Genomic DNA, 24,524 nt, shown 5'->3' with positions numbered 1-24,524 from the left:
AAATTTATGAAACAATCATTAGTATTATTATTTCTTTTTATTTCTTTGAGTTTAACCTCACAATCTATCTTTAATAGTTATGAAGAGGGAAAAATTTATTTTAGAGATAGCACTCAGACAAAAGGTTTAATAAAAATCACATCCAGTGATAAAATAAAGTTCAAGAAGACAAAGAACGATAAAAAAGAGATTTTAGATTATAAAACAGTTAGAATGCTTAAATTTATAGATGGTACAGAATACATTTATAAGTTATCAAAAAAAACAAATAAAATTTTATTGATTAAAAGAGCAATTGAAGGTAAGCTAAATTTATATTCTTTTGAGGTTACAAACAATAGTCTTCCAGGAATGGGTATGGCTCCTGGATTATCAATAACTTTTGGATTGAGTAATAGCAGAACTGTTTATTATATAGGCAGTAATGAATCTGATTTTATGGAAAAACTTCCTAACAACCCAAAAAGTAAAAAGTTTAAGAAAATTATATCTAAATACACTTCAGATTGTAAAAACTTTATTGAATTGATAAAAGATAAAAAAAGTGTTATAAATAATTTTGAAAATAAAAATTCTAGAGTAGAGGATATAATTAAATATTATAATGCTAATTGCAAGTAAAATCATATCTAAGGATATAATTAAAATTAAAATAAAGTTAAAAGTTAGTAAATTAGCACGCGTTAAGGATTGAAGTGGCATCCTTTTTTTGAGGTAGGATAAAAAAAGATAGAACGTAAAGCCTGTTAAAACGCCCAAAATAAAACAAACAACTAGTAAATATTAAAAGAATGAAATACGACATCATAATTATTGGAAGTGGACCTGGAGGATATGTTACCGGAATTAGAGCTTCTCAATTAGGCTTTAAAGTTGCCATTGTAGAAAAAGAAAGTTTAGGTGGAATTTGTTTAAACTGGGGATGTATCCCAACAAAAGCATTACTAAAGTCTGCACAAGTTTATGATTATTTAAAGCATGTTGATGAATATGGTTTAAAAGCAGAAGCAATTGATAAAGATTTTGATGCTGTTATTAAAAGAAGTCGTGATGTTGCAGACGGAATGAGCAAAGGTGTTGCTTTTTTAATGAAGAAAAACAAAATCGATATTATAAATGGTTTTGGTAAAATAAAAACTGGTAAAAAAGTTGATGTTACTGCAGAAGATGGTACTGTAACAGAATATAGTGCAGACAATATTATTATTGCAACTGGTGCACGTTCTAGAGAATTACCAAACTTACCACAAGATGGTAAAAAAGTAATTGGTTATAGACAAGCAATGACGTTGCCATCGCAACCTAAATCTATGATTGTTGTAGGTTCTGGTGCAATTGGTGTTGAGTTTGCTCATTTCTATAACTCTATGGGAACAGAAGTTACTATTGTAGAATATATGCCAAATTTAGTACCAGTAGAAGATATCGATATTTCTAAACAATTTGAACGCTCTGTTAAAAAATCTGGAATTAAAGTTATGACAAACTCTTCTGTAGAGTCTGTTGATACTTCTGGTGATGGTGTTGTTGCTACTGTAAAAACTAAAAAAGGAGAAGAAACTTTAAAAGCTGATATTTTATTATCTGCAGTTGGTATTAAATCTAACATCGAAAACATTGGTTTAGAAGATGTAGGTATTATTGTTGATAGAGATAAAATCTTAGTAAACGATTTTTACCAAACTAACATACCAGGTTATTATGCAATTGGTGACGTTGTTCCTGGGCAAGCTTTAGCACACGTTGCTTCTGCAGAAGGAATTACTTGTGTTGAAAAATTAGCTGGTTTACATACAGAAGCTATCGATTACGGTAACGTACCTGGTTGTACATATGCAACTCCAGAAATTGCATCTGTTGGTATGACAGAAGCAAAAGCTAAAGAAGCAGGTTACGAACTTAAAGTTGGTAAATTTCCATTTTCAGCATCAGGAAAAGCAAAAGCAGCAGGAACTCCTGATGGTTTTGTAAAAGTAATTTTTGATGCAAAATATGGTGAATGGTTAGGTTGCCACATGATTGGTGCTGGTGTTACTGATATGATTGCAGAAGCTGTTCTTGGTAGAAAATTAGAAACTACTGGTCATGAAGTTTTAAAAGCAATTCACCCTCACCCAACAATGAGTGAAGCTGTAATGGAAGCTGTTGCAGATGCTTACGACGAAGTAATTCATTTATAAGATTATTATTTAAAATTTATAACTGATATATAATTATCATTTAACTATAAAATTTGTAGTTTAATCGAAAAACCAAAGCTAAAAGCTTTGGTTTTTTTGTACATTTAGACTATAATTAAAAATCAAAAAATTAAAATGAGAGCAAAATATCAAAGCGTATTAAATCTAGGAGAAGAATTAGCTATTAAAAATGGAGATGTAAAAGAAGAAAACGGCGTACTACATGTTGTAGGTACTGCAAAAAACCAATATGAAAAAAACTTACTTTGGGATGAAATAAAAAAAGTTGGTGGTGAAAACCCGACAGATATTATGGCAGATATTTCTGTAGAAGATACTTCTATCTTTGCAAACCATACTGTAAAAAGTGGAGATACTCTTGGTAAAATCGCAAAGCAATATTATGGTAAGTCATCTAAATATACTGCTATCTTTGAAGCAAATACTAATATCTTAAAAAGCCCAGATGTAATTCATCCTGGTCAAGAATTAGTTATTCCTAATTTATAGAACAGTATCATAAAATATATTGAAACCGAAGTTAAAAGCTTCGGTTTTTTTTTGAAATAAGTATATACAAATTAACAAATACTGTACATTTACATTTTATTATATAAATGATTACAGACAAAAAAAAGTTTATAATTGAGGTTATCAAAGGCATTCTAAAACTAATAGTTGCAGGTGTTTTTATTGGTTATTTAAAAGAATACGATTTAATAATTGCCTTAATTTTAGTTGCAAAACTTACACATAACGTTTACAAGGATATTATTAAACCCAAAAACAAAAATTGGTTGTTACTTATAGGAATGCTTTTAACTTGCTTTGGCGGAATTGTAGGTGAAACTTGGGGTGTTGCAAACGGTTATTGGGAATACCATGAAGTCAGCAGAGAATTACCGCTTTGGCTACCTTTTGCTTGGATGTATGCCTTCTATTTTTTATACAAATTAGAATTAAAATTAATTCCGTTACTAAAAAATAAAAGTCAAAAAAATAAAATTATACTTGCTTTAATTTTAGCATTAATATTACCTGCTTTCGGTGAAGTTATTACGATTCAGTTAGGTGTTTGGACCTATTATTGGCCTTATCAGCTTTTCGGAGTACCTTTATATGCTTTTATCTGTTTGGTTTTTGTACATATGTTAGTGTACACAATACTACACTACATTTGCAAAAAATACAATATTAAAGATTTAGTATACAATTAAAAAAACTTTTAATTAAAACTGCCAACAAGCAATTCTAGTAACCTTATTACCTTGATTCATTGGGATTACTTTAAACTGTACTGCACCTAATTTTTTTGAAGATTTCTCTAAACTTTCTATATTTTCTTTCTTAGAAACTAAACTTGTAAACCATTTGCTTTTGGTTTTAAACAAAGAACTTTCATATAAATAATTGTGTAGAAAAGCTTTTTCTCCGCCAACATACCAAAGCTCATTATTATTCCCAGAAAAATTTCTAACTGCATTATTTCCTAAATTCTTAGTCTTTCTTCGGTTTGCACCTTGTGCTTCTTCTGCAGATTTATAAAAAGGAGGATTACACATCGTTGCAGTAAAAGAATCTTCTTCTTCTATAATTCCTTTTAAAATATTTTGCTCGTTAAATTGCTGACGTAAAGTGATATTCTCTTCTAATTTATTATCGTAAATAATGTCTTGCGCATAATCTAAAGAATCTAAATCAATATCAGAACCTACAAATGTCCAATTATACTCTGCTACACCTAAAATAGGATAAATACAAGTTGCACCGGTTCCTACATCTAATATTTTAATATTTTCTTCGGATGAAAGCAAATCAGATAAATGATGAATGTAATCTAAACGACCAGGAATTGGCGGACATAAATTTTCGTCAGGAAAATCCCAAACAGTCAATTTATCATAAGAAAATAAAAGTGCTTTATTCAGTTCTTTTACAGCCTTAGGGTTCGAAAAATCGATACTTAAATTTCCGTAGTTATTTGTTGCTACAAACTCCTTTAAATTAGAATTATTAAGAACAAGTTCATCAAAATTATAACCTGTATTAAATTTATTTTTTGGATGTAAACCTTTTTCTTTACTCATAAATATCGATATTTTTAAAACAATTAATGGTTATAAACCATATTTTTAGAACTGTAAATTTTATTCTACATTAAAGTTCTAAAACAGTAAATTGAAGATCTAATGGTTTTAAAGATTTTTTAAGCGCTTTTATAAAACCACTACCATATTCTAAATAATATTCAGAGAAATTACGCTGTCTTTCTTCTAAACTCTGATTCGGTAAAATTTCATTTTGAAGAAAAGTAATTCGATCAACCAAATCTTTTTGCCTTCTTTTTTCTGCTCTGATTAATCTCTTCTGTAAATTCTGTAAACCTTTAATTTGTTTCTTTTCTTGCGCTTTTACCGCATTTATAAAAGTAACATCAGTTTTTTCTGCAACCGTTTTTAATTCTTCAAATTGTTGTTCTAAATAAGTGATTTTATTGTTGAAATCAACTTCTAAATCTGCGTTTTCAATTACTTTTTTAGATAATAACTCGTGTTGATTAAAAAACAACTCTTCTATAGAAATATCTAATTTATCTAGTTTTCGTTGTTGCTTCTCTGAGACAACTTGCACAGAATTTCTTAATAATAAAATAGGAAAAGGAACATTTACTTTATTAAAATATTGTTTTAACTCAAACCAATATGCCATTTCGCCTCCACCACCTAAATAACAAATATTTGGTAAAATAACTTCTTGATAAAGAGGTCTCATTATTACATTTGGCGAAAATGCTTTCGGATTTTTTTCTACTTCCTGTAGAATTTCTGATTTAGTAAAAGTAATTTCCGTGTTGTTTATCTTGTAAACTCCTTCTTCAAAAATGATACGTTCTCTAAAGTTATCACCTAAATAAAATAAATTAATCTCTCTAGGGTTTACTTGAATTTTATAATTTTCTTCTAATTTTTCTATCTTTTTAGAAACTTCTTTAAACGAAGTACCATGCTCTAGTTCTTCATTAACAAAAGGAATAAAAAGTTCTTTTAATTGTTCATCATCTCCATCAACAATTACCAATCCAAATTCCTTAAACAATTCGTTTGCGATATATCGTGTTGCATCTGCTAAATTATTGTGCTTTAAATAACCATCAGAAAAAAGAGTTCGCAAATATGTAGCATTTTTAGAACCACCTAATTGATTTGCAAAAACATTTAAAACGTTATCTAAACCTTCAGTAGAAAATCGCCCTACTGCACCACCATCTTCTCTATTCCAAACAACTTTTTTACCTTTAAAGTTAAAATAGTTAATCTCATCAAAATCGTGATCTTCTGTTGCCATCCAATAAACTGGCACAAAATTTTTCTCTGGAAATTTTTCTGACAATTCTTCTGCTAAATTAATTGCAGAAATAATTTTATATAAAAAATACAACGGTCCTGTAAATAAGTTTAATTGATGACCGGTTGTAATTGTAAAAGTATTTTTAAGTTTTAAAAGTTGAATGTTTTCTTCCGTTTTCGCTGAAACATCAAAATTTAAATATTGATTTTTTATCGCTTCTGTCAAAACCAAACGAGTTTGCAAACTAAAAGATCTTTCTTTTTCTTCTATTTGATTGTAAAACCCTGTAATATCTGGAAAATTATTGTAAAACGGTTTTAAAGTATCTTTTTGCTCTAAATAATCTATCATTGTATTAGAGAAAAAACCTGTTTTTTTAAACGGAATTTGAGTAACTTTCATTAGGCTACATGGTTTTTAATACAACAACATTCTCTGTCTATCTTACTGCTCATTTTGACTTCTAAATTTTTTATAAAAATACAACTATTTTAAGCTTTGTAAATCACTACAAATCAATCTAACAAAGTTTTAACAAGTTCTATTTTCTGCAAATTAACAATTTTAAAAATATATTATTACTTTTGATTTTCTAATCAAACACTTACATGAAAATCAAATCTATTGTAGTTGTTCTTTTTTTATTAACAGGAACACTATTTTCTCAAAAAATTAAATCTCCAAAAGAATTTTTAGGTTACGAAATTGGCGCTCGTTTTACAAGACATCATAAAGTTGTAGACTATTTTAATTATGTTAGCAACACTTTATCTAATGTAAAGTTAGAGAAATATGGCGAAACAAATGAACACAGACCTTTATATGTTAGTTACATTTCTTCTGCAGAAAATATTAAGAATTTAGAAAGCATAAGAAAAAATAATCTAAGTCAAACAGGGGTAATTTCTGGTAATTCTAAAAATGATATTGCCATTGTATGGCTTAGTTATAATGTACATGGTAACGAAGCTTCTAGTACAGAAACAGCAATGTTAACGTTATACGAATTGGTTACTGCAAAAAAAGCTTGGTTAGAAAACACGGTTGTTATTTTAGATCCTTGTATTAATCCTGATGGTAGAGATCGATATGTAAATTGGTACAACCAAGTAAAAAGTACACCTTATAATACAGATCAAAATGCTAAAGAACATGCAGAACCTTGGCCAGGTGGAAGACCAAATCACTATTTATTTGACCTAAATAGAGATTGGGCTTGGGCAACACAAGTAGAATCTCAGCAAAGAATTAAAGTTTACAATAAATGGATGCCTCACATTCATGTAGATTTTCATGAGCAAGGAATAAATAATCCGTATTACTTTGCTCCTGCTGCAGAACCTTTTCATGAAATTATTACTGATTGGCAAAGAGATTTTCAAACACAAATTGGTAAAAATCACGCAAAATATTTCGATAAAGAAGGTTGGTTATATTTTACAAAAGAAAGTTTCGATTTATTATACCCAAGTTATGGCGATACTTACCCAACATATATGGGCGCAATTGGTATGACCTATGAACAAGCTGGTCATGGTCGTGCAGGTTTAGGTATTCATACAGATGAAGGTGAAATTTTAACGTTAAAAGATAGAGCTGCACACCATTTAACTACAGGTTTATCTACTGTAGAGATTTCTTCAAAAAATGCTAAAAAACTAAACTCAGAATTCAGAAAATTCTTTAATAATTCTGGTTTGAACTTTAAAAGTTATGTTTTAAAGAACGAAAATGCAGACAAAATGAATCGTCTAAAAGAGTTATTAGACACTCATGAAATAAAATATGAAAGTGCTAAAAATGGTTCTGTAAAAGGATATAGTTATACTACTCAAAAAGATGCTAAACTAGACGTTAGCAATAAAGATTTAGTTATTCATACAGATCAGCCAAAAGGTAAAATGGTAAAAGCTTTGTTTGAACCAAATGCTAAATTAGTAGATTCTTTAACTTATGATATTACAGCATGGTCTTTACCATATGCTCACGGTTTTAATGCGGTTGCATCTAAAAGTAAGGTAAACTCTACAACTATTAACACTAACAATACTATTGTAAATTCTGAAGATAAAAGTGCTTATGCATACGTTTCTAAATGGAATAGTCTTGCTGATGCTACTTTCTTAGCAGATTTATTAAAGAATAATATTGTACCAAGGTTTGCAGAAAAATCTTTTTCAGCAAACAATACATCTTACGATAAAGGAACTTTAATAATACTTAGAAATGATAACAGAAACACAGATTTTGATTCAAAAATTGTAGCAATAGCAGACAAACATCAACGTAAATTAACATCTGTTGCAACTGGTTTTTCTCAGTCTGGTGTAGATTTTGGTTCATCTGCAATTAAACCAATTAACAAGCAAAAAATAGCAGTTGTTTCTGGTAAAGCAACTTCTTCTTTAAGTTTTGGTGAAGTTTGGCACTTTTTTGAAACTCAATTAGAATACCCAATTACTAACATAAACTCTAGTAATTTTGGTTATACAGATCTAAGTAAATATGATGTAATAATCTTACCTAGTGGTTATTACAATAGTATTTTAAGTGGTTCTACTTTATCTAACATAAAAAAATGGGTAAGATCTGGCGGAACATTAGTAGCAATAGGAAATGCATTAAATAGTTTTGCCAATAAAGAAGGATTCTCTTTAAAAACAAAAAAGAATGCAGAAATAAAAACTGACAATAATTTAGTTCCTTACCAAGATAGAGAACGTAAAAGTGTTGCTAATTTAATTACTGGAAGTATTTTTAAAAGTACGTTAGACAATTCGCATCCGTTAGCTTTTGGATATGATAAAGAATATTTTTCTTTAAAACTAAGCGGAACCTCTTACAGTTACTTAAAAAAAGGATATAATGTTGGTTATTTTGATAAAAACTCTAACAATGTTTCTGGTTATGCAGGAAGTAAAGCTGTAAAAAATGTACCTGAATCTTTACTGTTCGGTGAACAAACGATGGGAAGAGGAAGTATTGTTTACATGGTAGATAATCCTTTATTTAGATCTTTTTGGGAAAACGGAAAACTATTTGTAGCCAATGCAGTATTTCTGTTAAACTCTAATCAATTAAAATAAAATCTAAAAAACCACTCAAACAGAGTGGTTTTTTTTTATAATCATGAAACATTTACCTTTGTAATCTTAATAATAGTCATGCAAATAGAAGATTTAATTGGTGAATATCAAATAATAGGTAAAAACCAAGATAATACTGAAAACACTTATAAAGGTATTTTAAATTTAAGCTTACTAAACAACAACAAACTTAAAGCTGTTTGGCTAATTAATAAGAGTCAGCAACAATTTGGAGAGGGTTTTTTTAAAGACAACATCTTAGTTATTAATTTTGAATATCAAGGTGATGAAAACGATATTTACAAAGGAACAGTTGTTTATAAATGCTTATCAAAAGATATTTTAGATGGTTTTTGGTCTGAAGAATTTGGTAACCCAAATTATTTAGGTGAAGAAAGATGTTTTAGAATTAAAGAAAATGAAATATTAAATTAAGTATGAAATGCCCTTGTAACCCAAATAAATTATATAAAAATTGCTGTAAGAAAGCTCATGATGACATATTCTCTGTTAAAACATCAGAAGAATTAATGCGTTCTAGATACAGTGCTTTTGTGTTGGGTAATACAGATTATTTACATAAAAGCCATCATAGTTCAACAAGATTGTCTAATAGAGAATACAAAGAATTAAAAAAGTGGACTAAATCTGTTGATTGGGTAAAACTTCAAATTCATAATTCTACGAATAATAGTATAGAATTTACTGCCTTTTTTATTGAAAACGGAAATTTAGAAACCATTAAAGAATATTCTACATTTTGTAAAGAAAATAATCATTGGGTATATTTAAATGCAGTTTAATAGCTATTTTATTACTTTTGCATTACCTAACTACAACTTTTTATTTTAATGAAACAAATTATAATTTTTTTGTTGTTAATTATTGTTATTTTAATTGGCTACGGAAAATACAACCAGTACAAAAGATACAACTCACCAGAGGTTAATTATACATCAACTAAAACCTTAGATTTAGAATACTACAATCAAGAAATTGTTTTAAAGTATTATGAAGCTGTAGAAGAACTTAATAGTTTTGTAATGTTACAATGGTCTGCAAACAATATAGATGTTAGAACACCAGAAGACGATGATAACGAAACAAAAATAGCGGTTGATACTTATGCTAAAAAATTAGCTACAGTAAAATACTATGAAGATATATTATCTAAATCTTCTGAATTTAAATCGAAAGGATTAACGAGTAAAGAAATTGAATTTTTAACTAAAAACGGAATCGATTTAAAAACCTATAATAAAAATCTTTATACTAATAAATTAATCACATTATTTAAGAATACTCCTCAGATTAAATTTGGAAGCAAACATCCTATTATTTTTGAAATTCAAAAGATTTTAATCAAAAAAGGATACAAACTAGAATTAGATGGCGTTTATAAAAAAGAAACTTTTAATATAATTAAGAGTTTTGAAACTAAAAATAATCTTTTATCAGACGGCGTTTTAGACCTTTTAACATTAGAAGAACTTTTAAAATAAAGATTTATAAAAACAAAAACGTCTAGAAACAATTAAGTATCTAGACGTTTTAATATAAATAACTAAACTCTAATTTTTCATAAACTTAGAACTTCCTACAGTATTATCAACTGTATATTTAATCATGTAAACACCTTTACTCAAATTCGAAACATCAATACTTTTTGATTTTTTATTTATTTGAATATTTTTTACTTGTTTTCCTAAAATATTATAAATACTAACTTTAGAAATTATATTATCCGAAGAAATATTTAAGTAATTATTTGTAGGATTAGGATACATAGAAATGTTTAGTAAAGAATTTCTTTCTACACTTGCAACTGCAGCATTAGAACTTAAAACAACACTACCCAAACTAGCTTCGTTAGATGGATTACCTAATGCACCTTTTACAGAAAAACCGTATTGAATAATAAAACCTGCTTGCAATTCTGCAGCTAATGCCGAAACTGAAAAAGAAGACATGCTGCTTGTTAAAGTGACACTTTTATTTACAACTGTAGCATAACCATTATTAGGATCTAATGCTTTTATAAATGCAACAACAGTGTAACCTGCATCGATTGTATAACTATCGATATTTGCAGAAAAAGTTAAATCCGAATCTGCTAATCCGTTATTTTCTACATAAGAACTTGCTTCTATATATTTGTTTGGTGTTGTAGGATTATCAAACCAAGAAGCATTTGTGTTTTCGGCTGCCCAAATAGCAAAATTAGGTTGTAATGTAATTGTTGATGCATTTACCGTTGTTTTTAAATTTGCTACATCATAAGAAAATCCAAAAGCGTAACTATCATCTGCAGTATTAAATGCATTTACATAACCATTGTAAGTTTTAGAACCATCAATAGTAACACCATCATTGGTAGTATCTCCAGAATCGTTGCTTGCATTTTCAGTAACTACAACACTTCCTAATGATGTTTCATTTGCAGGATCTCCTAAAGCACCTGTAACAGAAAAACCATACTGAATTATAAAACCAGATTGCAATTCTGCACCTGTTGCAGACACAGAAAAAGAACTCATTCCGTTTGTTAGCACGATGTTTTTATTAACCACAGTTGCATAACCATTATTTGGATCTAAGGCTTTTATAAAAGCAACAACTTTGTACGCTGAGTTTATAGTATGAGCATCTAAATTTGCAGAAAAAGTTAAATCCGAACCTGCTAATCCGTTATTTTCTACGTAAGAACTTGCTTCTATATACTTATTTGGCGTTGTTGTATTATCAAACCAAGATGCATTTGTATTTTCTGCTGACCAAATTGCAAAGTTAGGTTGTAATGTAACAGATGTAGAAGTAAGTGTAGTTTTTAAATTTGCCACATCATAACTAAATCCGAAGGCATAACTATCATCCGAAGTATTAAATGCGTTTACATAACCATTCCATGTTTGAGAACCGTCTACAGTAACGGAGTTTTGAGCAAACCCAAAAGCAGTTATTAAAAGTAAAAGTAAAGTAATTTTTTTCATGTGTTAATTGTTTTTTAGTTAATAAATCAATATTAAACAATATAATTAAACAATCCTTAAAAAACACCACAACAAAAAACATACATCATAAAAAAATGATTGATATATTATGAAATTACGATAAAACAAGGAATAGCAAAGGAAAAAGTATAAAAGTAAAAAAACTTAAGATAATCAAACTTTAAAACAAAAGCAGTTTGTATGGGTAATGTATAGTTAGAAGATTCAATAAAAAGAAATAAAACCGAAAAGAAACACAAACAACACACTATAATTCAGACAATTGAAAAAAAACTTAATTATAACTTAGAGGTTTTAAATTAAACTTGTTGTGCTCTCGTTTTAGTTAAAAACTAAACTATTTAGCTATTTGTTATTGTTTCGCTTATCTAACTCAGCTCTAATTAAAAGGGTTTTTTCTTCAGTAACATCATAATTTCTCATTACATACATTGCAGCTAAAGTTCCTAAGATTGGTAATCCTGAGAAGAAAATTCTTAAACCAAACATTGATTCTTCAGTTTGAATTGCTGCACCAGATTCAAAATTTACAAAAGTTAGAATTAATCCACTTAACAAACCTGCAATTGCTAATCCAAATTTAACCATCCACCAATAAATTGCTCCAAAAATACCTTCTCTTCTTTTATTTGTATTTAACTCATCGATATCAATAACATCAGAAGTCATAGACATCATCAAGGTAAATAAACTTCCAATGCCAAAAGAAAAGAATGGCAATGCAAACAAAAACATGTAAGGTTTTCCAGGAATAAATAAAAACCATAGTAAAATATACCCAACAACAGAAATTCCTTGAGAAATTAAAAATGCTTTTTTCTTTCCCATTTTTTTAGACATTTTAGCAACAATAGGTATTACTAAAAAAGTAGTTACAATTGCACCAACACTTCCAAATAAAGTAGGCCAAAGACCAAAATTAGATTCGTTTCCGGCAAATAAGTAGTATTTAATAATATAGTAAGAAAAACCTGCAATAGTATTAAAAGCGTTAAATATTAAAAAAGTAGCAATGCATAATTTTTTAAAAGGTTTAATTTTTAAAGCAGCTTTAAAACCTTCTATTATTTCATTAAAACTACCACCTATGTTGCCTAATGTTAAAGACGAGTAGTTTTCATTTAAGGTTGATTTACTTTTGATAAATATTGCAGGAACCGCTGCCAAAAAAGCACAAGCTATCGCTACATATATTGCTAAAGATCTTGTTGCAACATCACCAGATTCAAACAATGTTGTGTCTGCCATTAAAACCCAAAACCAAGGTGCAATTACCCAAGCCCATTGCCCAATTAATTGTGCAGTTGCCATTATATTTGTTCGTTCATGAAAATCGTCACTCATTTCATAACCCATTGCCACATAAGGAACACTAAAAATGGTTAATCCTAAATAAAAGACAAAAGACCAAAGTAAAAAATACGTAAAATTATAGTTTACAGAGTTTGATGTATACATTTGCCACATCAAAGCAAATGAAACTCCCATTATAATTGCACCTATTAAAACATATTGCCTTCTTCTACCCCATTTCGATTTCGTATTATCTGAAATAAAACCCATAATAGGATCTGTAATTGCATCGAAAATTCTAGGTAGAAAATATAAAACACCTAACATCCAACCAGGGAAACCTAAATTTTCTACTAAAACCACAGTAAAAATACCTAACACTGCCGGAAACATTTGATTTGCCAACATCCCTAAGCCGAACGCTACTTTTTGCCCGAAAGAAACTTTTTCCTTTTTTGATAAATTAGCTGTTTCCATATTTCTTTTAGTTTGCAGGAATAATTATTGTTTGAATTGCTTGAGAATCAATTTTTACAGATACCGATTTCTCTAAAAAATTTAAAGTGAAACTTTTTAGATTTAAGCCTTCGTTAAAAACTACTACAGCAATAGAATCATCAGGATTTTTTGCTGCTGTTACTTGTAATTCTTTATCAGAGTTAGTTACTTCAATTATTGAAGCTTCTGGTCTTATATATTTACTAAAATGAGCTAAAGTGTAGTATATTGGTGTAAAATACACTTCATCTTTCTCTGGATCTACTATTACCGGAGCAACACACCAATTCTTAAACCAATTTGGCCCGCCTTGTGTATCTAAAACCATATTCCAATCTACCCAACCATCAACATAATTATTTAAGCAGCCAATAATATCTCTTGCATATCTATTTACAGGCGCGTATTTAGGGTGTAAATATCTATCCTTTTCAGAAGCCCAATCCCAACCCCAATCTGTTGCTTCTTTAGACCAATACCATAAATCATCCCTCCATTTTGGCACTTCAGAATCTACACAACCTTCTGTTTCTATTAAATATTTATCTGGTGATTTTTGATGTGCGTACTGCAAAGCTTCCGGAAAAACCTCATACGTACTTTCATACCAATGAATTGCTGTACCATCAAAATACTTCGCACTTTCTTCTGTCTTATACATTTCATCTACCCATTCTTTTAAGCCAGCTCTATTTTGATCATATCCTAAAATTTTAACTTCCGATTTACCATCTTTTTCTAATTTTGGTCCTAAATGATTCTGAACAAAATCGGTCATTTCTTTTGGTGAATAATGCATGCTTTCCCAATTATTACCATTTCCATGCGGTTCATTTTCAACTGTAAATCCCCAAATATCTATTCCTTCATTTTTGTAAGCGTCTAAATACTTAGAAAAAAACAAGGCCCATGTATCATAATATTTTGGCAACAATTTACCACCAACCCAACTATTATTATCTTTCATCCAAGGTGCAGCAGACCAAGGAGAAGCAATTATTTTAAAACCATCTTTAGAAATTGCCATTGCATCTTTAATCATCGGTATAATATCATCTTTGTCTTCGGCAACAGAAAAATGTTTTAATTCTACATCGTCTGCAACTGGTGTATAAGAATAATTTGATAATGAAAAATCACATGAATTCATATGCGTTCTAGTAAGAGAATATTTAGCGCCAGATTCTCCAAAATATGCTTCTAAAATTTCATTTCTTTTTTCTTTGCTCAATTTGTTTAACAAATACGCAGAAGACTCTGTAAAAGAACCTCCAAAACCTGTTATGGTTTGAAACTTCTTTTGATCGTTAATTTTTATTGTTGATGAGTTTTCATCTCCAGAAAAAGGCTTTATTTTAGACAGCTTATTTCCTTTGGCAGAAGTTTCATAAATTTCAACATCTAAAACTTCTTGTTTTTTATCACAACTTACTATCATCAAAATTGACATAAATAATAAGACGCTTTTTAGATCTATTTTCATAATATTTTTATTTTTTATCTAAAGATGAATACACGTTTTTCACGATAGAAAAAACCTCTTTTTTCTTTCTGTTAATATCTACTATTCCCCAAAATTCTTCATTGGGCGCGCCATCATATGGCACCCCAGAACTATTAGGAGCCCAACCACCAATATCTTGTTGATTGTTATTACCTGCTTTCCATAAACCATCTGTAAAAGAAAACAATGTTACACCGTTACCCTTATCTTTATTCGCAACAATCTTGTTTAGAATTTTTGAAGTAGCTGCTGCTTGTGCCTTCTCATTAATTCCTTTTTCAAAGCCATCTTTAGCAATAGTCATAAAGCTATCACCGCCTGCTTCTGATAAATACATTGGTTTAGAACTGATTTGTTGCCATTGCGTAAAAATTTCTTCAGGATTGTCCCATCTATAAACATTCATTCCCCAAACATCAATATTTTTTCCTTTAGCATATGCAATTGCATTTGGCAATTCACCATGCGCTGTTGCTACCGGATGATTACTATCTATTTTATGAATTGCTACTGCAGCCTTATCCATAACATTGTACCAGTTTAAAATATCACCATCAAACCATTCTGGATGATAATTGTATTCATTACCCAACTCCCACATTAAAATTGCTTTGTGGTTTTTAAACTTTTCTATGTAGTCTAAATAAGAGCCAGAATATAAATCGTTTATACCATCTTGTTTGTACCCAAACCCAATAATTACTTTAATTTCTGCTTTTTCTAATTTATTTAAAACAGTAACGTCTGCAATTGGTTCATAAACCCTTATTGTGTTTATGCCTGCTTCTTGCATCAATTTTAAATCTTGATCTATACTTTTAAAACTTCTTTTATTACTTCCTATAGGAACCGGATGGTAACAAATTCCTTTAATAAAATAAGGTGTATTATTTACCAAGATTTTATTTTTCGAAACACTTACAACATCGGTTTTTGTCTCAGAATTACAAGAGATAAAAAGAAAGGTCAATAAAAATAACTGTATATAATTTTTCATTTTAAATATTATTCAAGAAGTAAAACCTCTTCCATTAATTTCTGTTTATTACCATTGTAAGACTTTACGATTGGCAAATTATTTCGTGTTAATGATTTAAATACATTTTTATCTACCAAATGCCAAAGCGCAAATTTTGCCTCACTTTTATTATTAATTAATCCGAAGTTATTTTCTGACCCTTCAGGATTTTTAGCATCTTTCCATTGCTCATCAAAAGCTTCAAAATAAAAACATGTAATTCCTTTGCTATTAGACCAATCTCTCATCGCTTTATAATAACATGCTTGCTTATACTCGTCTGTTGCTTTAGATCCTTTTGAACCATAAAAGCCATTAGATGTTGTTGCCCAACCAGTTTCTCCTATATGAATCGGTTTTTGAACACCAAGACTTTCAACATATTTTTTTACATTTTCATATTGATTAACTGCATATTTTGTAGCGTTTTTCATCAAAGAATCTATTCTTACTTCCTTAGAAACATCAGCATCTTTAACATTATTAACTTTCCAAAAAACAGGATTATAATGTGTATCATGCATTGGATATGTGTGCATAGAAATAAAATCTACCGCCTTAATTAGTCGTGTTAAATCTTCTGTATGGTAAGATTTATCTCCGCCACCCCAAGAAGCAAAATTATCTGAACTTGTAACCCAAAGTTCACTTGGTAACTCGCCTTCTTTTTTTAATTTTTGAAGATAATTCACCCATTTTAGTATCACTTTTGGCTGAACATAATAACTTGTCGCCCATTTTACCATTGCCTCATTACCAACAGAAATAATTTTTACAATTTTTGGGTATTTTTTTGCCAATGTAACAGCTGTTTCTATTTCAATAGCATTCCTTTCACTTTCTTCAAGGTGATTAGGTTCTTTACCATTATTATTAAAAGCATTTTTACAATCGATCCATGCACCTAACATTACGTACATTTCAAAACCACTTTCTTCTTGCTTAAGTTGATTAATAGCTTCTAATAAATTTGCTGCTTGTTTTAAATGAACATTATAAGTTCTTAGAACTTTAATTTTCATTGCAGACAAAATTTTTAAATCATCTTTTAATTCTTTGATTGTAGGTTGAATATCTCTTGATTTTTGTCGATATCCGCCATACGAAATAGCCAAATACTCTTTATTTCCTAGAATTTCTGATGCTGATAAATTTCTAACATCAACCTTGTTTTTAGTTTCATTACCTTTGCATGAAATGATAAAAAAGAGCATAATTATCCATATAAAATAAAGGTAACCATTCATCTTTTTTATCATTTTCATCTTTATTATAGTTTATTAAAATGAAACTTTAATACTTGCCACCTCATTGGTTCTTTTGAATAATTTTGCACTAACTTCTGGAGTTAATTCTAATTTTTCAAAAACATCTTTATCACCATTTTCATAAAAAACAGTTACATTTTTAGTGTCTGATTTCTCATAAACTATTGGCACTTGGCAATACGTAAAACTCAATTGATTTTCTAAAACTTTAATTGTTTTTTCATCACCAGAAACTGCTACATAATTAAATAGTTTTTCTGCTGATAAAAATTCTGATGTTTTTAATAAACGAGGATTAAAAACAATTTTTCCTTCTTTCACAAAAACACCTAACTCACCGAATCGACTTAGTATATCTTCCTTTACTTGCCCAGTCATACCAGGTTGTTGCGCTCCTTTACCTGCAGGAGTATGAGAATAAGCATCCGTAGGAAAGGCACCATAAAGCTTTGGTGATTTGTGCACTCCAATTCCTGCATGTATTTCGTAGTAATGATCTAAAAGTCTTCCAACAATAGCCTCATCTTCATTATTTCTTGCCGCTAATAAGCAGTTTTCTTGCACAGCAACTAATAACTTAGAAACCATGTGCCAATAAATTGAACCTAAACCTTCGTAACCAAAAAATGTTCCTGAGCGACCTGTAAATGATTTATGATCAAAAATATCTTCAAAAATTGCAAAAACTTTAGCTGAATCTTTCTCTATCAACTTTTGATATTTTTCTTTTGATAAATTATCTAAAGCTTCTTTTAAGCTATTTGCATTATTAAAATTACCGTTAAAATGATAATTTCCTAAAATATCTTTTTCTATAATTTCTTTGTTGTTTTCTTTTACTAAAGCTGATAATAATTCTGAATTTTCTACACTCTTTTTAGCGATGTTATTTTTCTTTGTAAAGCTTGGTAATTCTTTATTAGGATATAAAATATAACTGTATTGATCTTCTCTAAAAAGTGCACTATTTTTTAAACCATCTAGTAAGCCTAGTGCTTCTATTGGTGATAAATAGCCAGAACTTAAAACAGCAACTTGCCCCTCTAACATTTCTGATAGATAAGAAATAGAAACCTCTTCTTTATTTTCTATTGTCATTAAATTATAAGCATGAAACATATTATCATTACGCTTGTTTGCTCTAATCGAATGCTCTAAATATGAATTTGTAACGTTTATAAACGCTAATAAATCTTCCTTAGAAATAGTTTTTTTAGTTGTAGAAAATCCGTTTTTATAAATGTTTAACCTGTATTTACTTGCAGGTTTCCCTAAACTATCTAATACTGTTTTTCTTTCTTTATCTGTAAATTCTCTAGATAAAATAGATTGATGCTTATTTAAAGTAGCTAAAACTTCATTGAAAAAAGTCTGTAATTCAGAAGAAATACTTACTTCTGTAATTGAAGAGTCATTTACTATATTCTCGTAAAAATTTAAAAATCTGCGTAAATAGTATAGTGTAACCATAGAAACACCATTACCAACTAAAGCATTGTTGGCATCATTCCATTCTGGTCGTTGTGTGTTCAACCAAATACCTGCTTCTGGTATAAAATTAGAAACCTTTGCTAAAACAGTTGCTAATAGTTTTTCTATTAAATTAACTTTATAAATCTGACTGTTTTTAGCTTCTAAAAGCGCTCCATCAGCACCAATTTTACTTCTTTTTTTATCAATTTCTGCATTTAATTGATAATCAAAATCAATTGTATCTTTCGGGTTTTCTAATATTTCTTCGTAAGATTTAATTTTGTACGGTACATTGGCATATACAAAAATATCTTCTGTGAATAATTTTGTCAATTCATTAGGATAATGTTTTTCGATAAACTCTAAAAACTTAAGCAAATAAATAATTTGATGATCGCCCCAATAACCAATATAAGACCAAGGATCATGCTCTTCGATAACTTCCCAATCGAAACCACCTTTTGTAACTCTATAAGGATTGTAACCATCAAAAGTAGTTGCATTTAAAAACTTATGAATCATACTCTCGATAAACTCTGGATAAGCATGTGCTAAAGCCTCCCAATTCTGAAAAATATCACGCCAGTTTCCTTCGTAATCTAAAACCTTAGAACCATCAACCTCGTTTTTCGTATTGATAGAAAACTTATTCCATGGTCTACTCGGGTCACCGTGTCTTCTACTAAATTTTAAAGGCAAATACTCTAAACATAAACGTTTAAAATCTTTATCTGAGCTCGAATTCGCAATGTTTTTTACTTCGGATAAGTTAAAAACTGTTGCTAATTTATTTAAATCGCTTTTATTATCTTCAAACACATTCTTATTTGCTTTTTGCAAATAATTGATAAAATCTTCTTTTTCGATAGAATAATTATCGTCAAAAATTCCACCTCTCATTATATTAAAAAGCGTATTAGAAAAGTGTCTTGTATTTACTAAATTGTCTTCTGTTAACTGTAAACCATCTGCAGAGGCTGTTAATTTTATTAAGTTTTTTGTCCCTAAATCAATATCATCTTGCAATAAATTTTCTACTGCAGTTTTAGATTTTATTATTTCAGAAATTTCTACAACATCACTTACCGTTTGATTTACATTAGCAACTTGTAACCATTTTTTTTCTGAATTTGAAGGTAAATTGAACTCAAAAGCAGTTAAATACGCTCCTTTTTCTGCTTTAATAGCTGTTTCTTGCTCTAAAGCAATACCTCTTCTAAAGTTATTAATTTGCAATGATGATAATAAATAAGTAGGATTGTTGATACCTAAAGACCATACAATGTTTGCTTTTAACGCTTCACTAGGTTCTGCTTTATCTACAATAATTGCGCTTAAAGCATAAATACCTAAACCAACATTTTCTTCTAATTCACATTTTTTATAAGCATCTGCCAAATTACTAACATTTGCTTGTAAATCTGAACCAATACCAAACGGAATTATATCTTGAAAACCATCTAAAGTTTCAACATTTACATTGGCATTAGCATTATTTACTAAGGTTGCTTTTCTAACAAAACCAAACTTATCACTAGAATTCCATTCATACTTAAAAGTTAATTCTAAATCGTTATTAATTTCTTCAAAAACAATTTTATTACCAAAAGAATTTTTATAAATATTTCTTGTTATATCATACAAACCAGCTTGTCTCTCAGAAAAAGGTTCCCAGAGTTTTGTGCTTTCTTGCGCTTTAATTCTAAAAATAGTTTTACAACCTGTTGTTTCTGCTAACGCTGTAATTTTATCGTCTGTATAATAAGGAAATAAAGCATATTGAGCATTTTTTCTACCAGCAGTTAAGCCACCATTACTCGACACAAACATCCAATGATTTGAATCTGACACAATAGTCATAAAAAAAGGACGCATTGTATGTGTGTTTTCAATCTTATAAAAAGACTCTTTTCCTATAGTTACTAATTTTCCGTTATTAGTTACTGTTGGTTTATCTTTAAAAACAGTGCTCATTTACTTCTTTTTTTGATTAATTAATTTTAAATTTTGATATAAAAATCTAGCATTCAAAATTTTAAGAATGTATTATTTTAGATCTAAATACCGATTGTTAACTTATTTAAAGCTACTTATAAAAGTTTTTTATTTATTGAAATACTTTGATGTAATCTACTTCCATTACATCTTCTGTAAAAGCCGGATCTACATCACCACCAAGTGTACCTCCCATGGCAACATTCATTATAAAAAAGAAATCTGCATTAAAAGGTAAAGAAGCATCATTCTCTAGTGTATGATACGCTACATTGTCTATAGAAAATTTAATTTCATTTTCAGACCAATCTATCGTGTACACATGAAATTCTGTTGTAGATGTTGGTAAACTCGTAGACATAGATGGTCCACCACCAGCAAAATTACCTGGATAATGTATGGTACTTAAAACAGTATTTTTGTCGTTTCCTTTTTGTTCCATAATATCCATTTCTCCTGCATTTGGCCAACCAACAGAATTAAAGTTAGCTCCTAACATCCAAATTGCAGGCCAAGTACCTTGCGATGCAGGTAGTTTGGCTCTAATTTCAAATCTTCCGTAAGTAAACTCTTGTAATCCCTCCGATTTTAATCTAGCAGAAGTGTAACCCGTACCATTTTTCTTTGCTTTAATTTTTAAACTTCCGTTTTCTACAATTACATTTTCTGCATTGTTTGTATATGTTTGAAGCTCGTTATTTCCCCAGCCACCTGCACCTAAGTCATAAGTCCAGTTTGCAGCATTTGGCGCTCCATCAGTATTAAAATCATCTTCCCAAACTAAATTTGTAAAAGCAGAAGTTGTTGCAGAACCTGGTTTTACTGTTGTAAATTTAAAATACCAAGCTAAATTAGGATCTACACCATCTAAAGTTCTAACATACATTTCTGTTTCTGAAATTTCTAAAATTTCGAAACTTGTAGAACTAACATAATATGCCATAAAACCACCGTTAGAAAAATTCATTTGTGTACCTCTTGGTTGAAAAGCAGGATCTGCTACTAGAGACCAATCTTCTGATGAAGGTGCTAATGAAACATTACTATCGAATGAAGTATCAAACGTAAAACATTCATCTCCGTTTGCGCCAGAACCACCAACAACTGTTTGGTGTGCTGCATTACCGTTGAAAAAAGTTTCTCCTTTATTATCTAAAGCATACGTCATTGAGCCATCTTCATTAATTGTAAATGTTAACTCATCGTCTGAATAACAGTCGTTTGTTGTACCTGCAGCTGCTGCAAAAAATGCTGGATAATAGTATTGGCTTGGTCCGCCATTAATTTGAATATCAAACGCTAAAGAAGGACCAACACCTAAAGCTCCATCAACAGTATTGTCGATATACCACGTTTTAGAAACTGGCGTTGTAACTTCTAAAACATCGTTACCAGCAGCATCTTTAGACAAAGGTGCACCAGATAAAAAAGATCTTGCTTGAATATCATCAAAGGCACTAAAAACCTCTAAAAGTACTGTAGAAGATGATGAAACACCACCTTTACCAGATGCAATAATTGTTACATTATATGTATTTACACCTGTTTTTGTAAATCTATGCTCTACTTCTCCGCTAGAAGAAGCCACTTTATCAGATCCATCACCAAAATTGTAAATATAACTTACTGCATTGTTTGCAGTGGCTTTAAATTTTACAATTCCAGATCCATCACCATAAACATTGGTATCATCTTTTCCTATAATTTCATTTTGAATATTAATATTACTAGGAACTGTTATTTGACCAAATTCTTGATCTTCTTCTTGACAACTAAATAGTGTTATTGTCAATGAAAATAATAGTATATATTTTAATGTTTTCATTTTTATATTTTTATAAAGTTATCTTTTAGATTTAATTACTAGATAATGAAACATTATCAATATTTACTTGCCCTACAGCTGCACCTAAATCAAAAATTACTCTGGCATCTGTTGCTCCAAAATCTGTTGCTGTTAAGCTTACACTATAAGTTGTTACTTCTGTTGTAATATTTACAGTTTCTGCTGTGTTAGACCAAGGTGCTGCACTTAAACCAATACCGGCAATAATTGGTCTATTTACATCAGACCAAGCATCAAAAGTTAATGTGTATGTGTTTCCTTGAACTATTTCTACCTTCTGACTTAAGTTTACATCATAAGGATTACCAGCAGCTGTTACATTAACAGAATAATACGTATTGTCATTATCTGTTACAACTGGTGCAGATGAGTTGTCATCCACTCCAATTAACCAAGATTCGCTTCCGTTTTCAAAATCTGAATTATTTAAAACGTTCCCTTTTCCTATTATTAATGATACGTTATCAATATTTACCAAACCAACTGCTGCACCAATATCAAAAATTACTCTCGCATCTATTGCCCCAAACTCTGTAACCATAAGTGTTATTGAATATGTTGATCTTGTTGGCGTAATGTTAACCGTTTCTGTAGTATTAGACCAAGGTGAAGCACTTAAACCAATACCGGCAATTATTGGTCTATTTACGTCTGACCAAGCATCAAAAGTTAATGTGTAAGTATTACCTTGAATAATTTCTACTTTCTGACTTAAGTTTACGTCATAAGGGTTTCCTGCAGCTGTTACATTTACAGAATAATATGTATTACCATTATCTGTTACTACTGGTGCAGAAGAATTATCATCAACACCAACTAACCAAGCTTCACTTCCGTTTTCAAAATCTCCGTTTGTTAATAAACCGTCATTAAAAGTAGTTGAAGCATCTGGTTCTTTATAGAAATAGAAATTATCTATATAAACTACATTCGAAATGCCATCAGAATCAATTAAAATTTGAGTAATCTTATTTTTATTTGCCAGATCACCGCCGTCAAAACCTGTAATATCTAAATCTATACTTTGCCAAGAACCACCAACGGTTGTACCTAAAGATTCTTCATCTTCACCTCCGTCTACTGTGTTTACTATTTTAACCAACAACTCATTTGTAGCGTCATTTGGCACCCAATAATCTATGTGTAATTTTTCCATAGAAGATACATCAATACCGCTATCGTAATTGGTAACCATACCCACAAAATCTAAGTTTGTTAGTTTCCAAACATTGTTATTATCTATTGTAATTGCTTCGAAACCAGAAGAAGACCAAGTTGTAGGTAATTCGTTTAATGTTACATCGGTATAAGCATCACTAAAAATCGAAACAACGTCTTCTGCTTTTCTATTCTTCGGATTTGGTGCCGCTTCTAATGGCGCTAAAATTTCTGTTACTGTAAATTCTTCTGTATATTCTAAAGTTGCAATTGCCGCACCTTTTGCTACAATTTTAATTGAATAATCACCTGCTTCTTTATATAGGTAAGAAATAGTTTCACCTATATTACCAGAAACTGGTTCTGTTGCATTTACTTCACCTGAATAAAAATCGAACATTGATGCAAAATCTGCATTTACCGTAATATTTACTTGTTTAGATATTGCTGCATCATTTTCTAAAACTACAACTATATTCTGAGGTGCTTTAAATGAAACTACCAATTGTTGTATGGCTTCAGTTTTATCTCCGTTTAAATTATAAGCAACAATTTTTACATCGTGCGTACCTTCTGTATAAACATTAGATGCACTTTCGCCTTGTTCTAAATTAATAGGCGTAGTAGTATCTGCATCAAAATAAACATCGTAATTAGTTGCTCCTTCTGCATTTGGCGTAATTGTAACTTCGCCAGTATTATCTTGCTTTATATTATAATTAGCTGTAACATTTGTTGGTGCTGATATATTATCTGCAAAAGAAAGGTCGTTTAAATTTTCTTTACACGCTGTAAACAAGATCAACACGATAAAGAATCTATATATATATTTTATTTTTTTCATCT

The 24,524-nt window shown here is 29.8% G+C and carries 18 protein-coding genes; 8 read left to right on the top strand and 10 right to left on the bottom strand.

Annotated features, from left to right (window positions below):
• Positions 1-6: 6 nt before the first annotated feature.
• The 4 genes from B5464_RS11875 (at position 7) to B5464_RS11860 (ending at position 3,397) form a co-directional block, all read left to right on the top strand.
• Positions 7-621, top strand: a complete 615-nt coding sequence (locus tag B5464_RS11875) for a hypothetical protein (protein ID WP_154066967.1) — start codon at positions 7-9, stop codon at positions 619-621.
• 170 nt (positions 622-791) lie between these two features.
• Entirely contained in the window at positions 792-2,180 is a 1,389-nt protein-coding gene (gene lpdA, locus B5464_RS11870) for a dihydrolipoyl dehydrogenase (protein WP_079738530.1), read from the top strand.
• Between the two features lie 135 nt (positions 2,181-2,315).
• Positions 2,316-2,690, top strand: a complete 375-nt coding sequence (locus tag B5464_RS11865) for a LysM peptidoglycan-binding domain-containing protein (protein ID WP_172830883.1) — start codon at positions 2,316-2,318, stop codon at positions 2,688-2,690.
• A gap of 107 nt (positions 2,691-2,797) precedes the next feature.
• Positions 2,798-3,397: a hypothetical protein gene (locus B5464_RS11860; protein WP_079738528.1), complete on the top strand. Its 600-nt coding sequence runs from the start codon at positions 2,798-2,800 to the stop codon at positions 3,395-3,397.
• 12 nt (positions 3,398-3,409) lie between these two features.
• Here the strand turns inward: B5464_RS11860 and rlmF are convergent, their stop codons facing one another.
• Both rlmF and bshC read right to left on the bottom strand, forming a co-directional pair.
• Positions 3,410-4,267, bottom strand: a complete 858-nt coding sequence (gene rlmF, locus B5464_RS11855) for a 23S rRNA (adenine(1618)-N(6))-methyltransferase RlmF (protein ID WP_079738527.1) — start codon at positions 4,265-4,267, stop codon at positions 3,410-3,412.
• Positions 4,268-4,337: 70 nt separating this feature from the next.
• Positions 4,338-5,930 carry a bacillithiol biosynthesis cysteine-adding enzyme BshC gene (gene bshC / locus B5464_RS11850; RefSeq protein WP_079738526.1) on the bottom strand — a complete coding sequence of 531 codons (1,593 nt, stop codon included), beginning with the start codon at positions 5,928-5,930 and terminating at the stop codon, positions 4,338-4,340.
• 206 nt (positions 5,931-6,136) lie between these two features.
• Here bshC and B5464_RS11845 point away from each other — a divergent pair, with 206 nt between their 5' ends.
• From B5464_RS11845 to B5464_RS11830, 4 genes are all read left to right on the top strand, one after another.
• Positions 6,137-8,614: a M14 family metallopeptidase gene (locus tag B5464_RS11845; protein ID WP_079738525.1), complete on the top strand. Its 2,478-nt coding sequence runs from the start codon at positions 6,137-6,139 to the stop codon at positions 8,612-8,614.
• 78 nt (positions 8,615-8,692) lie between these two features.
• Complete coding sequence (locus B5464_RS11840) at positions 8,693-9,049, top strand: hypothetical protein (protein ID WP_079738524.1); 357 nt, start codon at positions 8,693-8,695, stop codon at positions 9,047-9,049.
• 2 nt (positions 9,050-9,051) lie between these two features.
• On the top strand, positions 9,052-9,417 hold the full coding sequence (locus B5464_RS11835) for a YchJ family protein (protein WP_079738523.1): 366 nt from the start codon (positions 9,052-9,054) through the stop codon (positions 9,415-9,417).
• Positions 9,418-9,465: 48 nt separating this feature from the next.
• Positions 9,466-10,116: a peptidoglycan-binding protein gene (locus B5464_RS11830; RefSeq protein ID WP_079738522.1), complete on the top strand. Its 651-nt coding sequence runs from the start codon at positions 9,466-9,468 to the stop codon at positions 10,114-10,116.
• Positions 10,117-10,185: 69 nt separating this feature from the next.
• On the opposite strand, the gene B5464_RS11825 is transcribed toward B5464_RS11830, so the two are convergent.
• The 8 genes from B5464_RS11825 to B5464_RS14465 form a co-directional block, all read right to left on the bottom strand.
• The gene (locus B5464_RS11825) at positions 10,186-11,604 is read right to left on the bottom strand and encodes a T9SS type A sorting domain-containing protein (RefSeq protein WP_079738521.1); all 1,419 of its coding nucleotides are present in this window, start codon (positions 11,602-11,604) and stop codon (positions 10,186-10,188) included.
• Positions 11,605-11,970: 366 nt separating this feature from the next.
• Positions 11,971-13,395 (bottom strand): MFS transporter, encoded by a 1,425-nt coding sequence (locus B5464_RS11820; protein ID WP_079738520.1) that lies wholly within the window; start codon positions 13,393-13,395, stop codon positions 11,971-11,973.
• Positions 13,396-13,402: 7 nt separating this feature from the next.
• The gene (locus B5464_RS11815) at positions 13,403-14,899 is read right to left on the bottom strand and encodes a glycoside hydrolase family 30 beta sandwich domain-containing protein (protein WP_079738519.1); all 1,497 of its coding nucleotides are present in this window, start codon (positions 14,897-14,899) and stop codon (positions 13,403-13,405) included.
• Between the two features lie 7 nt (positions 14,900-14,906).
• Complete coding sequence (locus B5464_RS11810) at positions 14,907-15,917, bottom strand: glycoside hydrolase family 2 TIM barrel-domain containing protein (protein ID WP_079738518.1); 1,011 nt, start codon at positions 15,915-15,917, stop codon at positions 14,907-14,909.
• A gap of 8 nt (positions 15,918-15,925) precedes the next feature.
• Positions 15,926-17,203 (bottom strand): glycosyl hydrolase family 17, encoded by a 1,278-nt coding sequence (locus tag B5464_RS11805; protein ID WP_079738517.1) that lies wholly within the window; start codon positions 17,201-17,203, stop codon positions 15,926-15,928.
• A 15-nt stretch (positions 17,204-17,218) separates the two neighbouring features.
• Positions 17,219-20,653 carry a hypothetical protein gene (locus B5464_RS11800; protein WP_079738516.1) on the bottom strand — a complete coding sequence of 1,145 codons (3,435 nt, stop codon included), beginning with the start codon at positions 20,651-20,653 and terminating at the stop codon, positions 17,219-17,221.
• Positions 20,654-20,786: 133 nt separating this feature from the next.
• Entirely contained in the window at positions 20,787-22,499 is a 1,713-nt protein-coding gene (locus tag B5464_RS11795; protein WP_079738515.1) for a family 16 glycosylhydrolase, read from the bottom strand.
• A 31-nt stretch (positions 22,500-22,530) separates the two neighbouring features.
• Complete coding sequence (locus B5464_RS14465) at positions 22,531-24,522, bottom strand: carbohydrate binding domain-containing protein (RefSeq protein WP_172830882.1); 1,992 nt, start codon at positions 24,520-24,522, stop codon at positions 22,531-22,533.
• Positions 24,523-24,524: the final 2 nt, after the last annotated feature.

The organism is Polaribacter sp. KT 15 (genome assembly GCF_900143115.1).
Classification (GTDB): domain Bacteria; phylum Bacteroidota; class Bacteroidia; order Flavobacteriales; family Flavobacteriaceae; genus Polaribacter; species Polaribacter marinaquae.
Note: the sequence above shows the minus strand (reverse complement) of the source record. Positions and strands in the feature narration are given on the sequence as shown.

Bases quoted from the DNA above. Each gene is read 5' to 3' on its own strand.
- B5464_RS11875 (WP_154066967.1), top strand. From the start codon at position 7: ATGAAACAATCATTAGTATTATTATTTCTTTTTATTTCTTTGAGTTTA.
- lpdA (WP_079738530.1), top strand. From the start codon at position 792: ATGAAATACGACATCATAATTATTGGAAGTGGACCTGGAGGATATGTT.
- B5464_RS11865 (WP_172830883.1), top strand. From the start codon at position 2,316: ATGAGAGCAAAATATCAAAGCGTATTAAATCTAGGAGAAGAATTAGCT.
- B5464_RS11860 (WP_079738528.1), top strand. From the start codon at position 2,798: ATGATTACAGACAAAAAAAAGTTTATAATTGAGGTTATCAAAGGCATT.
- rlmF (WP_079738527.1), bottom strand. From the start codon at position 4,267: ATGAGTAAAGAAAAAGGTTTACATCCAAAAAATAAATTTAATACAGGT.
- bshC (WP_079738526.1), bottom strand. From the start codon at position 5,930: ATGAAAGTTACTCAAATTCCGTTTAAAAAAACAGGTTTTTTCTCTAAT.
- B5464_RS11845 (WP_079738525.1), top strand. From the start codon at position 6,137: ATGAAAATCAAATCTATTGTAGTTGTTCTTTTTTTATTAACAGGAACA.
- B5464_RS11840 (WP_079738524.1), top strand. From the start codon at position 8,693: ATGCAAATAGAAGATTTAATTGGTGAATATCAAATAATAGGTAAAAAC.
- B5464_RS11835 (WP_079738523.1), top strand. From the start codon at position 9,052: ATGAAATGCCCTTGTAACCCAAATAAATTATATAAAAATTGCTGTAAG.
- B5464_RS11830 (WP_079738522.1), top strand. From the start codon at position 9,466: ATGAAACAAATTATAATTTTTTTGTTGTTAATTATTGTTATTTTAATT.
- B5464_RS11825 (WP_079738521.1), bottom strand. From the start codon at position 11,604: ATGAAAAAAATTACTTTACTTTTACTTTTAATAACTGCTTTTGGGTTT.
- B5464_RS11820 (WP_079738520.1), bottom strand. From the start codon at position 13,395: ATGGAAACAGCTAATTTATCAAAAAAGGAAAAAGTTTCTTTCGGGCAA.
- B5464_RS11815 (WP_079738519.1), bottom strand. From the start codon at position 14,899: ATGAAAATAGATCTAAAAAGCGTCTTATTATTTATGTCAATTTTGATG.
- B5464_RS11810 (WP_079738518.1), bottom strand. From the start codon at position 15,917: ATGAAAAATTATATACAGTTATTTTTATTGACCTTTCTTTTTATCTCT.
- B5464_RS11805 (WP_079738517.1), bottom strand. From the start codon at position 17,203: ATGAAAATGATAAAAAAGATGAATGGTTACCTTTATTTTATATGGATA.
- B5464_RS11800 (WP_079738516.1), bottom strand. From the start codon at position 20,653: ATGAGCACTGTTTTTAAAGATAAACCAACAGTAACTAATAACGGAAAA.
- B5464_RS11795 (WP_079738515.1), bottom strand. From the start codon at position 22,499: ATGAAAACATTAAAATATATACTATTATTTTCATTGACAATAACACTA.
- B5464_RS14465 (WP_172830882.1), bottom strand. From the start codon at position 24,522: ATGAAAAAAATAAAATATATATATAGATTCTTTATCGTGTTGATCTTG.